Source organism: Fluctibacter corallii, assembly GCF_025751585.1.
Lineage (GTDB): Bacteria > Pseudomonadota > Gammaproteobacteria > Enterobacterales > Alteromonadaceae > Fluctibacter_A > Fluctibacter_A corallii.
The window spans coordinates 368875-383099 of record NZ_JAOWKX010000004.1 but is presented as its reverse complement, the minus strand read 5'-3'; the positions used below and the strand labels follow the sequence as shown (position 1 = coordinate 383099).

The window sequence follows — 14225 nt, the reverse complement described above, 5'->3', positions numbered from 1 at the left end:
GCCAAAATAGGGAGCTCAATAACTACTGCTCACTAATGCGCTAATCTTCCTTAACGATACACGCTTCGGCACCGCAAACGGGATCTGATGCAGGAATTATTGGGTAGGTCGTTTGGCTTTCTACACGATTTGAGCATTCTCCAGTCCACTGGTTTATCACTGAACGCTTAACGTGCCTTAAAGGCTGGCTTGAGTCCCCCTTAATTATTCGGAGACCAAATGCGGGTTCATTTATCATTCCGAGTGAACTAGCCACACTAGCAGTGCCTTCACAATTTTCCTCATCATAGAAAACCTGATCAAATCGAATACCTTTGTTAGCTCGCTTTGGTTTAATACTTCCAGTGTTGTCATAAAAATACAGCTCAGCATAGCTTGTCATAGACAAGTTCAAATGGCTTCCAACACGCGTGCCATCTGATTTATACACCCCCAATGAACGCGCATTTGAGCTATTTCCAACTGTTCCACCGCCAGCATTCGTTTCACTTGGGGCAGAATACATACTCAGGCTAGAAATCTTTTCATAACCGTTAATACACTCACCCGTTCGCACCCATCGCACTGCGAGTGTGTCAGTATGGGTTAGTGCCTGCATAACCGTTTTTTCGTTAAAACCGTGTGTGTCATATTCCACTGCATAAATACCTGCGTATGACGGCGTCATGCAACTTGGGTGTGTCACATTCTGATAGTCTTCTGAAATAAAGGTTAAAAGCGCGTCTTCTGTGTGTTGAACCATCCAAACCCGGGGCTCTTCTGAATAACGTTGTCCGAAGTTTTGCGCTGAGGTTGAAAGTGAAAGAGTGGCACCAATTAGTGCCGTTGCGATAAGTGTTTTTTTCATAAGTAAACGTCCATTTATGGGGTAAAGCTTTTCTTCCCGCAGGCACTATAAAGTGATGTAATGTGGATGTCTAGCCAGCGGAGCCAGCTGTAAAAATTCAACAAACGAAATCCAAGGTGAGGGCCCTAAAAAGTGGGTGTCCAAAATTTTCAGGCTAAAACCAAACAATAATGGTAGGCTTTAAGTATGGCGAGAATTTTCCCTCACAGGGCAGTTTTGGGATTTACACTATGCAAGTGACATTTTACGGTGTCAGAGGCTCCGTTCCAGTTTCAGGGCAAGAATACATACAATATGGTGGAAATACCGCATGTACTTACGTTGAGCTTGATGATGGAACACATTTCATTCTCGATGCGGGTACAGGCATTGTGAATTTAGGACATCGATTAAAGCATGAAAAAGGCGATATTCATCTTTTATTGTCTCATAACCATTGGGATCACATTCAAGGATTCCCTTTCTTCGCGCCAGCGTATCAGGACGAACGCAATATCTATATTACCCCCGGCGAAACAGATCCTTTCGAGCCAGATGCAATATTAACGCAGATGTCAGGTTCACAATTTCCAGTTCACTATCAAGATCTTAAAGCCAATATTGTCATCGCCTCGCAAACCGACCTCGAATACCGTTGGCAGGTGGGCAGCGCAACGGTATCACGCGCAAAAATGAACCATCCAGGCAATGGCAGTGCCTATAAAATTGAAGCAGACGGCGCAATTCTTGCCTATATTACAGACAACGAATTGTACCCTCCTTATAAAAAACAAACCGATTTTTTAGACTGGGTACATTTTGCTCAAAATGCAGATTTGATCATTCATGATGCGCAATATTTATTGGCAGATATGCCGACCAAATCAGGCTGGGGTCACTCGGTCGCAGAGGAAGCCGTAAAGCTGGCTATGGCAAGCCGTGCCAAGCGACTCGCGCTATATAGCCATGACAACAACAGAACTGACGCGCAAATCGCAGATATTGAGGCGCAAAGTAAAGAGTTAACAGACATCGCGCATGCTGAGATAGACGTTTTCGCCGCCGCGGAAGGAATGACAATTAAGCTATAGTATTACGGCGCACAGTTGGGCTTCAACATAGAGAGTCAGTATATGATCCAAAGACAACATTACGGTCTGATGCTCTCCGGAGGCGGTGCCCGCGCAGCCTACCAAGTCGGTGTACTTAAAGCGATCACGCATTTTTTACCGCGAAATCATAGTATTCCGTTTCCCATCATATGTGGCAACTCAGCGGGTGCAATTAATGCGACGTCACTTGCATGTTATGCTTCATGCTACCATTTAGGCATTCGTAAATTAGAGTGGGTTTGGAAGCATTTTCGTACCCATCATGTTTACGGAGCCAACGTGAAAGACGTCTTTGGTTATATGCTTCGTAATTATACCTCTCGCTTTCGAAGCCACCATGTGCAAAAACGCCCAACCAGTTTGTTGAATAACGCGCCACTACGCCAATTAATTAAAAATTATCTCGACTTCAAACGTATCGATCACAATATCATGTCGGGAAATCTGCGTGCTGTAAGTGTGCTTGCATCGAGTTATACCAGCTATGATTCTATTGCTTACTTTCAAGCGCGTGATGATATACAACCGTGGCGGCGCGCCCAGCGTCGTGGCCTAAAATGCACATTAGATGTAGAGCATTTAATGGCTTCCTCTGCGATTCCGTTGGTGTTTCCTACCGTTAAAATTGACGGCGAATTTCTTGGCGATGGCGCTATACATTTGCATTCCCCCCTCAGTGCGCCGATTCATTTGGGGGCTGAAAAAATTTTAGTGATCGGTGTCGAACAACCTGAACAGAGCAACCGATTTATTAATGCAATGTATTATCCCACCGCGGCAAGCATTGCGGGGCATTTACTTGATACGATTTTTGCCGACACACTACACAGTGACTTAGAGCGATTAGAGCGGGTTAATCAAACACTGAAGATTATGACGCCAGAGCAGCGCAAACATATTGGCTTAAAGCCCATTGAATGTTTAATCATCAATCCAAGTTTAGGGTTTAATACGCTTGCGTCGCGCTATTTTCACTTGCTACCCAAAGGCATCAGAGCCTTGCTCAGTTTAATTGGCGCAACTCAAAAGGCCGATTCCACCTTGTTAAGCTACTTACTGTTTGAAAAAGAATTTTGTGCCGATTTAATAGAACTGGGCTACCGCGATGGATTACGCAGACAAGACGAAATACGCGCTTTTTTAAATATCTAGGTCCATCGAACCCAAACAATTTTGTTTAAATTGCGTAATCATCCTAGCAATATCTGAATCTTGCTGCTGCAAAGACAACCACCTAATATCATCGCCAGTTTGTCTTGATAAAAATCGGTTATAGCCTTGCTCGGTGATTGCAACTTCGCTTTGATAATGCTCAAAGGCCATTTCCCAACTAGCAAAAGCTCGATGCTCTATGGGTCTTTCAAGCAATAACGTTACTCCAGAATGGCGAGCATCTTTTTGAATGGCATTCCATACCACGGGTAAATTGTCTGCTGGCCCTTCAATGATCTGAAAAAAATTTCCATCACAATAGATTAAAAATCCCGTGATTTGTAAAGATGCATTACGGTCACGGCAAGTTTGAAGTAATTGAAGTAATGATGATTCGTCATTGTCTGACGTTTCATGGCTAACGTAAACGAGTTGTCGTAAGGGATTACTCACACAGCCTCCAACATTTAGTGGTGCCGAACTATCACCCAGCATTACACAAATTAATCGTATTCATAGCCATCATTGATAAGCAACATACTTAAATGGCATCTACACTTTAAATTTATTTAGCACAATACGTCTAACATCACCATGAGCCTGCCTAAATACATCGTGCGCGTTCTTCTTATTTCTGCCGCTTTCACGTCGATTCTTCCCTCTGTAATGGCGAATTCTCATTGCGAGTTTACTTTCTCAGACTTCGCGCCATTGTCGGTAAAGACGTTGTCATCAACGCCTCATCATCACAATGATACGTCATTCGAAACCTTACAACACACGTATCAGCTCACATCACACTTGTACAATACGTTACTCAGCTTAGGCTTATCTCCGTCTCCGATGTTAGTGAAAGTAAGGCGCAATCAAGTACAAGCAAGACACAATTTAATTCTCACCTACGACTTATTCATGCTGTTACAGCTATGGCAGCAGCAACAGGGTAAGATCCGCTCTCCCGCTCGATACCAATTTCCTAAAGACATCAATGACACACATACCTTGAAATGGATTGAAGCATCAGTGGCGTTAGTCTATTGCTATAGCATGCGTCAGCCAGTTCCCTCAGCTTCTGCAATCAAAATGACTAACGAAATGCATTTTACTCACTCAGATCTTTACGTGTTGCTCGTTGCCACAATCAAAACGATTGCGAAAGACATTGAACCACGAATATTGCGCGCTTTTTTTTCATTAAGGGTCACGCAATTATTGTACTTATTACAAAACATGGTCATCGACAATCAAATATCCTCTATCGTGAATTGGACGCCAGCTTTACCTCCAAAAGAGGCACTAGACCTCATCACATCAATACGAGGGAGTACAGAGGCCCATACAGGCTCACTGCTGCCTTTAAGCCTAGACAGCGACTTTACAACAGGTGATTCGTCAACGGCTACCGGAGAAAGACACAACGCACATCTGTTTCATTTGTTGCTGTTATCCGATGTCTATGCAGACCTGCTTTATCTCAACATTCAGCATTACCACGTTGAGCTTCCGACCATTGCCGAGATATTTAGCCTACCTAGTCATCATCGCGCTATGAAAGAAGAGCTTGCGTGGATTCAACGGCTAGTCACCTACCTTCCCGATACGCAGGAGGCCAATTAATGCATGCGCTAAGTTTTAACAGCGCGTTGCGCAGACTTTTGCTCTATGTGTTAGTGCTTTCAATCATGATTATGGTTCCCATTGTTGTCATATTAGGCTGGAATTTTTATGACTACAGGCAACTAAGCGAACATGCCAGACACACGCAAACAGTCATCAGTAAACTCGAGATTAGCTTAGCAGAAGTGACGGCAGAAACCGAAGCGTGGTATTCCACTCGGGCCGATAAGCACAAAAAACGCATTCATCAGTTGTGGCCATTAATCTGGCAACTTACAGACGCGTTGCAGGTGCATGAAAGTCGCACGGATACGAGGCAGCTTAAAACGCTTCTTTCGCGTCAAGAGTTGAATCACTGGCGCATTGTCGATCTCTCACAAAAGCGACTTCACACGCCGCTCAATCAGCTTTACTTACAAACCGTTAGTCCTGCAAGTGCGCGGCTATTTGCTATCACTACGCAGCTTGTTAACAATGCCAAGCGTATAAATGACTTAGAGCAGCTTGGCATCGCAGCAGATCTAAGAGGCTATTCAACACGATTGAGTTCTCTACTTATGGGTGCCAGTTACGACATCAAGATGGTTGATTGGAAAGTCTACTGGGCGACATATGGCACCCTATTAGACATCCTCAAAGACGCCAAGCAAGAACAAAGCACGTTAGGGCTGTCTCTAGAGCAATTAATCAGAGAGCTTGAAACCTTTCACAGCAATGCCATGACCATGCGGGATATTCAAGCACAGAAGCATCATTTTGGCGCAGATCAATTAATCAAACAAAGTCGCGTATTACATGATGATGCACTCTCTGAGCTACGCCAACTTCGCAGCCAAACCAACACCAAACAAGCCAATATTAGACAAGCAACTGACGAACGCCTCATGCTCACCTTTTTGCTCTGCGCGCTGACCGGCATCGCTTGTTTACTTTATCTTAACCGTTGGCGAATTTCGCTTGTCAATACGATTGCCTCGCCCCTCCGACGTATTGCGAAAAACAGCCATCAAATCGCGAAGGGAGAGTTAACAGCCGATATTAGTGAAGAATCATCGATAACAGAAATTCAACAGCTCGTGAGTGCCATGCAGCGAGTTCGCACTATCGTTTCGCAAAATATCAAAGAAGAACAGGTCAGACATAAGGCGCATCAAGTATTTACCGCACTCAACACTGCATTCCATCAAGCCCAATCCACGCAATCATTTTGCAAACTTGCACTGGATATCATTCATGCGCACTATCCTTGTATTGCCGCAGCCATATTTTTGCGCTCTGACAAAGGCGAGCATCACGGGTTACGCTTGGTTGCGGGCGTAAATCTTGCCCAGGAGCATAAGGCCAAGCTACAAAAACACCATTCCCCTATCGCTGAGCACGTATTCGAAACGGGAAAAGCCACACAGTTCGAAGCCGAGCATTCACCGATAAAAATTGACACGGCCACAAGCTCCAGAACAATTGAAACAGTGCATATTCTTCCCCTTCGTCATGGTCCATCTACCTTTGGCGTACTGGAGATGCTTAATAGCACACCACAACAGGAGACAGTTAACACATCATCAACAGACTCAACCGATGATTATCACTACCTAACCGAAAAGCTAGCGATTTTAATTCAGTCTCGGTTAGAAATGGATCAGACTCAAGCGCTGCTAAACTTTACTCAAGAGCAGAAAAGTCAGCTGGATCAAACGAATAACGAGCTCACCCTGCAAACACAAGCTCTCCAACAATCAGAAGCTGAACTGGAGATGCAGGCCGATGAACTAAAAATCAGTAATCGACAACTACTTGAACAAAGCAAAGAGATTAACGACAAAAACCAACATTTAGAAACACTTAACACAGAGTTACAAGCCCTGAGTAAACAGCTTAGCTACGCCAATGAACAGAAGTCGTTGTTTTTATCCAAAGTGTCGCACGAATTGCGCACACCACTAAATAGCATCATGGTGCTAACGCAAACCCTGTTACGCGACGCTAAAGCACTTCCGCAAAATCAAACTGACTCCCTCAACGTCATCTTACAAAGCGGGCAAGACTTATTGTTGTTAATTAACGATCTCCTTGATTTGGCCAAAATTGAAGCGGGGAGAATGGATTTTATTATCGACCATGTCGATGTGAGAGCTATTATCGAAAAATTAGAAAAACAGTTTCAGCCTTTGGCACAAAAGAAGCAATTAAGCTGGAATACCCATATTGATGACAACGTGCCTAAAATGATCCAGAGCGATGCGAAACGCCTGTGTCAGGTATTGCGTAACCTGCTTTCTAATGCATTTAAGTTTACCGAGCAAGGCGAGGTATCTCTGCGTGTATCCTGCGACGATACGATTATTCATTTCACCGTAAACGATACGGGCTTAGGGATTAAGCCGGAATCACAAGCCATCTTGTTTGATGCATTCAGGCAAAGTGATGAAAGTATTGCACATCAATTTGAAGGAACAGGGCTTGGCTTAACAATCTCAAAAAGTATCGCCAACAATCTATGTGGAAAACTCCATTTCACTTCTGAATTCAGCGTAGGCAGTGCCTTCACATTGACCCTTCCGTTAGATGGAAAAACCCCAGTTGAACGAGAGCCTTTGCCCACCTGTTTGGTGATTGATCATGATGTCGAAATATACGATTACTTGAGTGCCCACAATATTAAACAACGAATTCAGTTGTTACGCTGCAAAAATGGCACGATGCCAGAAAGTAGCAGCCAACTCCGTTACGTTATCATTTCATTACTTGATGCCAATAACGTATCCCAGCTTAACCAACACGATCTCGAACCCTTTTTACTGGGTTTAGACAACCATTGTTCTATCATCGCACTGGTTGAAGATTCGATGCCACCGTCTTTATACTGGCTTGAAGCGACGACTAACACCGTTTTACGCTGGAATACGGCAGGACAAGCAAAGTTAACCGCGTTGCTTGGCTTGGATACCACCGCAAACCCACAACCATCGGATAACCAGCACGCGATGTCGCTTGCATCACAAGTAAACCCGCCTCGTCAATCTGATAACGCTTCCTCAAATGAAAACCTTCAGCCTGAGTCGCCCACTCAAAAAATCGAGTTTACACAAAGTTACAGCATCTTGTTGCTGGATAACGATATGCGCAACTTATTTAATTTGAGTATTTTGCTTAAACAAGCTGGAATGACAACCCATTTGACAGACACCTTCGAATTAGCCAAACAAAAATTGTTAGACACACGCATCGATATTATTGTCACAGGACTAGTAGATGTTGTAGAAAGCGAACACACCTTGATTGATTATTTAAACGAATACGACAAACTCAAACAGGTGCCCGTTATTTTTTTTGCAGATAAATTACCAGAAGCGATGGCCAAGCAATGCGTAGCGCCTATGTGTCAATTAAAAAAACCGGTAGACAGCGGTGCATTACTAGCATGTATTAAAACGTTGTTAGAACCCGAGCAAAAGCACGCAACGTCACCTTCGAAGCAGAAGGATGCTCTCGACGAAAGCGAACCAGAAAAAAACACACACAATCAAGGAAAATAACATGGACAAGGACGAGCTACTCTGCGAGCTCATACTGCATGTCATTAAGCGCCAATGTCAGCATGACTTTACTTTATATGCGTTGCCTGTTCTACAAAAACGAATCCAGCGTTTTATCGAAACACAGGGCTTAGCCTCTCATGAAACTTTACTTCTGGCATTGATAAAAGGCGACAAAAAACTGGAATACGACTTGGTGCAAGCGCTTACCGTGCATTACACGCACTTTTTTCGCAATAAAGAGTACTTCCAACTATTTTATTCTGAAATATTGCCTCATTTTGCCCATACCGCCAATTTCCGACTCTGGAGCATTGGCTGCTCATCGGGAGAAGAGGTCTATTCGTATGCGATGCTGATTGCATTGCGTAATCAGCTTGCTGAAGCAGCCTTGATTGGTACCGATTTAAACGCCAACCAAATTGACATTGCCTCGGCAGGCGTATATCCATTAAACAAACTCGAAGAATTGGAGTCAGGATTTAAATCCCTCGCACTGCCTGCAAATAGCTCCTTATTGTCACTCATCGACTCTCAGCAAAAATCAACGTTTACATTTTGCGAAGCCATCCGCCAATCCTGTCACTTTTCCACCCATGACATGACAAGAGACGCCTCTTTGGGAGCAGTACATGTGATAAGTTGCCGAAATACATTGATGTATTTTTCTGAGGAAAAACAACAAGAGGTAATAAACCAGCTTATCCTCCCTAGTTTAGTGCCTGGTGGGTATGTCATTACCGGAGAGGCCGAGAACTTAGAACCATGGTCAGACACGTTCAATCTCAAGAGATTACACAATGGGATAAATATTTATCATTATCATGCATGATATCTAAACTTGGTCTATACGTTTATTACGTGCAAGATATTTCTCGCAAGGACTCAGTGTGTACAAGCGAATATTAATAGGGGGTTCCGCTGGCAGCTTTGAGCAAGTTAGTCAGCTGTTAAGTGCTGAAAGCTTGTATCATTGTCCCCCCATCATATTCATCATGCACCTGAGTGAAAACTATGATGCGAAAAATTTGTGCAATGCATTCCAAAGCTTGGTGCATATAAAGTGCAAACTCGTGCAAAACCACGACTGGATAGAGAGTGACACCCTTTATATCGCTGACGGACGTTACCATGTGCTGTTAGATAATGACGGGCAGCGCTTCAGGCTTTATGATGACGAACCCTTTCATTATGCTAAGCCCTCTATCGACTTATTATTTGAATCCTGCTGCGGCTCTGAGGCTAAATCTACCCTTGCCATTGTTCTTTCTGGCGCCAATTCCGATGGTAGCACAGGATTGAAAAAACTCTTTGATGCAGGTGCCCACTGCTGTATTGCCAGCCCAAATAACACGCCCCATAGCGCAATGCCAACCTCTGCCTTACATACTGTGCCGAACGCGGAGGTACTGCCAGATGAGGTTGATTCTCAATGGCTGGTAAAGTTACTGGCATGTGATAAGCGCTCTACGGAGCATTTACACCACACCAGCAAATCGAAACTATCAAATAGCGTTCACGCGTCAGCATCTGATATCAAGCCAAGCAACACACTTGTTGGTGGGCACCAATGAATGAAGACCCGATTACCCTTCTTGTAGTCGATGATCTTCGCTCAAATCTGTTCGCATTAGAGCAAATGCTAGCGCCACTTAAGGTAAATACGATATTAGCAGAGGGCGCGCAAGCAGGGTTAAAACACTTGTTGCACAGCCAAGTCGACATTGTGATTTTAGACTATTCGATGCCTGGTATGAATGGCGTTGAAATGGCAAAACTGATCCACCAGCAGTACAGCGAACCACCGCCAATTCTATTTGTTACCGCACACGGAAACAATGTTCACGGCCTTGAACAAACCTGTTATCAAGTGGGTGCGATGGACTTTATTGAAAAACCCATTCACGAAGTTCAGCTCGTGGCTAAATTAAAAGTGCTGATTACTCTAGTTAAACAGCGAGAGGAAATGCGCCGGCTTGCCACGGTCGATATTCTCACAGGACTTCCCAATCGCCTTTCTTTTCAAGACACTATTAAGCAAAACATGTCGCTTGCCTCACGGCAAAAATCAAAATTAGGCTTATTGGCGTTTGACTTAGATGACTTTAAAGGCATTAACGACAAATATGGACATGACGTGGGCGATGCGCTGCTTATAGAATTCGCCAAACGATTGAGTAACTCGATACGTACCTCCGACTATGCAGCTCGCATTGGCGGCGACGAGTTTGTTTGCTTACTCACTAACATTCACAATGACGATGAAGTCAAAAATATCGCGAAAAAAATTTCTGAGCAATGTAACGGTACATTTCATTATGAAGGAAAAGAGTTGCGCATTACCGCCAGTACAGGCGCGGCGCTTTATCCAGATCATGGCGAAACCCCCTCTTTACTGAGTAAAGCCGCCGACGTTGCGCTGTACGATGTTAAAGCTAATCATAAAGGTAGCGTGAAGCTGTGCAATAGTCAGGATCATAGAGCCAGCAATCATGAAAGAGTAACGGGGCACATAAAGCTCGGATATCAACCTATATATGACAGACAACGAGATCAGATCATTGGCGGCGAAATTTTTTGCAGGCTAGAAAACGCCAACGAATACGGTGGCATTCGTGGAACAATAGAACATATAAGACAACTTGGTTTAAGCCGCACGTTCGAAAAAACCTTGAAAGACAAGCTCTTAGGTGAAGTCTGCACGTCGTCTAACAGCGCCAATTTATCAGGTATTCAACTGTTTTTAAATCAAAGCAGCCGTGAATTAATTAATTACGAGTTGAATCAACAGTTGATTGATTTAAGTAAACAACTGGAAAGCAAAAATCTGCATTTGACTATCGATGTATCAGACTGGGAGCGCGCGCGCGATATGCCCCTCTTAATCAAACATCTTGCCACGTTGCATGATGCTGGTATAGGCCTATGCATCCAAGATATTGGTGAAACCTCTATTCCCGTGGCCATGCTGCTCACACTTAGGCCAGAATACATCAAACTGTCTCGCGTACTGATTACCTCGTTCGAACACAACACGATATATTCAGATATTATTGACGCGTGTTGTAAACTATCACAGGCTATAAACGCGCGACTAATCGCCGTAGGTATAGAAACAGAATCACAATTTCATGGCCTTAAACAAAAAACGATTCAACATTTTCAAGGCCATTTATGGGATTTAGATCTCAACGTTGACGATTTTACGAAAGCAATATCACAGCACAAACATATTTAACCACATCTTAACACAGCAACACTTATAAATTCACCGACACTTTCAAGGTGGTAAGCGCCTCATTGCCAGCCTGTGAAAACAAAGCAATTAGACTCTCTTCAGGTGATAACTGATTTTCGCCACATTCTTGAAAATGCTCACATATTTTGCCTAACTGCAAGCACCCAATGTTGTAACACGCGCCTTTTAATTTATGGGCGGATTTTTCAAGTTGACCAAAGTCGTCTTGCTCAAAGCAGTGTAATATTCGCTCTTGCCCAGCTTGCCACTCATTTTCAAAACTTGATACCAATTGTTGTTGCAAGGCCGTAGGAAAAGACGCAAAGCGCTGAGTATCCAGCACATCAATTTCAGAGAGAAAATTCAATGGGGCAGCCTTAGATACGGCGTGTTGTGGTAACTGATTCTGATTACGAGGTGGCGACTCGCCCTTTGCGGTGCGCTTATTGTTAATACGTGCATATGCGCGCTCTAACGCCTCCGCTAAATGCACATCACTGACAGGTTTAGCTAAAAAATCTGACATGCCCACCTGTTTACATAACGCTTTATCTTCTTTAGTGGCATTTGCGGTGACCGCTATCACCTCTGGCGCAGAATCGCCATACAATTGGCGAATTTCTTTGGTGGCCTGTATGCCATCCATAACTGGCATAAGCATATCCATTAACACCACATCTACGCTGTGGTCGCGCAAGTAATCAAGCACCTGCTGGCCATTCTCAGCCAATGCAGGTTTGTACCCCATATCGCGCAGGTAATGCTGCATTAATCGTTGATTCACTTCGTTATCTTCAGCAATCAAAAGATTCAGTGGGTATGTATTCCCCGTCGCACGTTTTACCGTGATAGGTTTTTGCTGAGACGTAAATCGGTGATGCTTGTCAAACAATGCCCGCATCAATACGTCAAAAAATACAGACAGCCGGAAAGGTTTATAGGTAATTTGCGTAAATAACTTTCGTTCTTCTTCGGGAATATGCAGCACTGAAGAAAACAGAATAATCGGCGGTGTCATTTCTAACTGACTACGAATTTGCTGGGCGAGATCAGCGCCATTAATACTCGGCATTTGGTAATCTAAAATAATCAGATCTGCATTTTTCGCCGCCGAAAGCACATCTTCTAACACCACAGGTTCACTCATAGAGGTGACATTTAACCCCCACAACGCCAGGTTCTTTTCTAAAATTTCTAAGTTCACAGGCATGTCGTCCACAATCAGTGCCCGTATGCCCTCAATTTTCGGCGACACTTCTGCAGCCGGTTCAATTAACGACGGGCCAATATCGGCAACCGGTAGCGTAAAATAAAAACGGCTGCCTTTGTCCACGTCACTTTCGACGAATAATTGCCCTCCCATCATGTCTACTAATTTACGTGAGATAGTTAACCCCAACCCTGTACCACCATATTTGCGCGTAGTAGACATTTCAGCTTGTGTGAAGGCCTCAAATAGCTGTGGTATTTTCTCGGTGGCAATACCAATGCCCGAGTCCTGAATAGAAAACGTTAACAAACAGCCATCTTGGGTTTCTTCCTCTACCGTAACCGTCAGTTTTACATATCCTTTGTGGGTAAACTTCACCGCATTGCTGACCAAATTCGTGAGTACCTGCTGCAACCGCGTTTTGTCCCCCGAGCAACTGATTCGGGCTCTAGGTTCAATTTCATAGGCCAGTTCAATGCGCTTTTCGAGGGCTTTGGTAGAAAACGTCATAATGCACGCTTCAACCATACTTGGTAAGTCAAACGAGATGCGATCAATCTCCATGCGACCCGCTTCAATCTTAGAAAAGTCTAAGATATCATTGATGACGGTGAGCAAATGTTCGCCACAACTTAAAATCGTATTGGCATATTCCCGCTGCGACGTATTCAACTCTTCTCTAGCCAATAGGCTCGCCATCCCTAAAATACCATTCAGCGGAGTACGGATTTCATGGCTCATATTGGCGAGAAAATTAGATTTCGCACGATCAGCTTCCTCTGCCGCACGGCGCGCATTTTCCTGTTCACTGACATTTTCCAGCGCCGCGAGAAGCTGTTTTTTATCACCAAAGTAAAAAGGTGAAATGGTTACTACATAGGTTTCTTCTTTGCCCCCATGTTCAACTCGCCAGTGGGTATTCATGCGAGACTCTGTGGCATCGGCAAGTGTTTTATTATTATGATGAAAATGGGTGTGAATAAACTCATTAAATGCGTCGCTAAGATCTGCGTTTTTAGCGCGTATATTTAGAGGTTCAAAAGAGGAAAAATCGGCAGACAAATACAGTAAACTTGGCGCTAAATCGAGCACTTGATGGTTAAAGTCACGCCAATAATTTGCCTCTATTACCGCACGCTCTAAAGCGTGTTTCTTCTCCTCTAGCGATAAAAACACATTGACCTTGGCCAACAAGACGCTATCGTCAATCGGTTTCAGAATAAAATCTACGGCTCCCAATCCATAAGCCTGACTCAGAATATCACTGCTCGGGTCAGCAGCAGTGACAAAAATAATAGGAATATGACAAAACTGTTCCATTTCACGCAGTATTTGTGCGACCTCCAACCCCGACATATCAGGCATATTCAAATCAAGTAATATCAAAGTAACATCAGGGTGTTTCCATAAAACCTTTAACGTTTCGTTGCCACTTAAAGCCTGCAATTTTTCCACTTCAGTGTCAGCCAATATTCGCTCTAACACCACGAGGTTGGCTGGTTTATCATCAACGAGCAAAATCTTTTGCATCTTT

Annotated in this window: 10 protein-coding genes; 7 read left to right on the top strand and 3 right to left on the bottom strand. The window is 43.8% G+C overall.

The window, feature by feature from the left end; genetic code table 11:
- Positions 1-40 precede the first annotated feature (40 nt).
- Positions 41-847, bottom strand: a complete 807-nt coding sequence (locus OE749_RS09960; protein WP_263712308.1) for a hypothetical protein — start codon at positions 845-847, stop codon at positions 41-43.
- A 230-nt stretch (positions 848-1077) separates the two neighbouring features.
- On the opposite strand from OE749_RS09960, the gene OE749_RS09955 reads away from it, so the two are divergent.
- Together OE749_RS09955 and OE749_RS09950 are read left to right on the top strand one after the other, a co-directional pair.
- Positions 1078-1917 (top strand): MBL fold metallo-hydrolase, encoded by an 840-nt coding sequence (locus tag OE749_RS09955; RefSeq protein WP_263712307.1) that lies wholly within the window; start codon positions 1078-1080, stop codon positions 1915-1917.
- Between the two features lie 42 nt (positions 1918-1959).
- Positions 1960-3090 (top strand): patatin-like phospholipase family protein, encoded by a 1131-nt coding sequence (locus OE749_RS09950; protein ID WP_263712305.1) that lies wholly within the window; start codon positions 1960-1962, stop codon positions 3088-3090.
- Here the strand turns inward: OE749_RS09950 and OE749_RS09945 are convergent.
- The gene (locus OE749_RS09945) at positions 3079-3543 is read right to left on the bottom strand and encodes a BLUF domain-containing protein (protein WP_263712304.1); all 465 of its coding nucleotides are present in this window, start codon (positions 3541-3543) and stop codon (positions 3079-3081) included. The two genes, OE749_RS09950 and OE749_RS09945, sit on opposite strands and share 12 nt — an antisense overlap.
- A gap of 141 nt (positions 3544-3684) precedes the next feature.
- On the opposite strand from OE749_RS09945, the gene OE749_RS09940 reads away from it, so the two are divergent.
- The 5 genes from OE749_RS09940 to OE749_RS09920 are packed head-to-tail and all read left to right on the top strand — an operon-like array spanning position 3685 to position 11481.
- The gene (locus OE749_RS09940) at positions 3685-4707 is read left to right on the top strand and encodes a hypothetical protein (RefSeq protein WP_263712299.1); all 1023 of its coding nucleotides are present in this window, start codon (positions 3685-3687) and stop codon (positions 4705-4707) included.
- The gene (locus OE749_RS09935) at positions 4707-8243 is read left to right on the top strand and encodes an ATP-binding protein (protein ID WP_263712298.1); all 3537 of its coding nucleotides are present in this window, start codon (positions 4707-4709) and stop codon (positions 8241-8243) included. The genes OE749_RS09940 and OE749_RS09935 overlap by 1 nt, the downstream gene beginning before the upstream one ends.
- Before the next feature lies 1 nt (position 8244).
- Positions 8245-9075, top strand: a complete 831-nt coding sequence (locus OE749_RS09930; protein WP_263712297.1) for a CheR family methyltransferase — start codon at positions 8245-8247, stop codon at positions 9073-9075.
- Positions 9076-9133: 58 nt separating this feature from the next.
- Entirely contained in the window at positions 9134-9817 is a 684-nt protein-coding gene (locus OE749_RS09925) for a chemotaxis protein CheB (protein ID WP_263712296.1), read from the top strand.
- Complete coding sequence (locus tag OE749_RS09920) at positions 9814-11481, top strand: two-component system response regulator (protein ID WP_263712295.1); 1668 nt, start codon at positions 9814-9816, stop codon at positions 11479-11481. Before OE749_RS09925 ends, OE749_RS09920 begins: the two co-directional genes overlap by 4 nt.
- A 22-nt stretch (positions 11482-11503) precedes the next feature.
- Here OE749_RS09920 and OE749_RS09915 read toward each other — a convergent pair whose 3' ends face one another.
- Entirely contained in the window at positions 11504-14221 is a 2718-nt protein-coding gene (locus OE749_RS09915; protein WP_263712294.1) for a hybrid sensor histidine kinase/response regulator, read from the bottom strand.
- Positions 14222-14225: the final 4 nt, after the last annotated feature.

What these genes read in the sequence shown, in the direction of transcription:
- OE749_RS09960 (WP_263712308.1), bottom strand. Translation starts at nt 847, where the DNA reads ATGAAAAAAACACTTATCGCAACGGCACTAATTGGTGCCACTCTTTCA.
- OE749_RS09955 (WP_263712307.1), top strand. Translation starts at nt 1,078, where the DNA reads ATGCAAGTGACATTTTACGGTGTCAGAGGCTCCGTTCCAGTTTCAGGG.
- OE749_RS09950 (WP_263712305.1), top strand. Translation starts at nt 1,960, where the DNA reads ATGATCCAAAGACAACATTACGGTCTGATGCTCTCCGGAGGCGGTGCC.
- OE749_RS09940 (WP_263712299.1), top strand. Translation starts at nt 3,685, where the DNA reads ATGAGCCTGCCTAAATACATCGTGCGCGTTCTTCTTATTTCTGCCGCT.
- OE749_RS09935 (WP_263712298.1), top strand. Translation starts at nt 4,707, where the DNA reads ATGCATGCGCTAAGTTTTAACAGCGCGTTGCGCAGACTTTTGCTCTAT.
- OE749_RS09930 (WP_263712297.1), top strand. Translation starts at nt 8,245, where the DNA reads ATGGACAAGGACGAGCTACTCTGCGAGCTCATACTGCATGTCATTAAG.
- OE749_RS09920 (WP_263712295.1), top strand. Translation starts at nt 9,814, where the DNA reads ATGAATGAAGACCCGATTACCCTTCTTGTAGTCGATGATCTTCGCTCA.
- OE749_RS09915 (WP_263712294.1), bottom strand. Translation starts at nt 14,221, where the DNA reads ATGCAAAAGATTTTGCTCGTTGATGATAAACCAGCCAACCTCGTGGTG.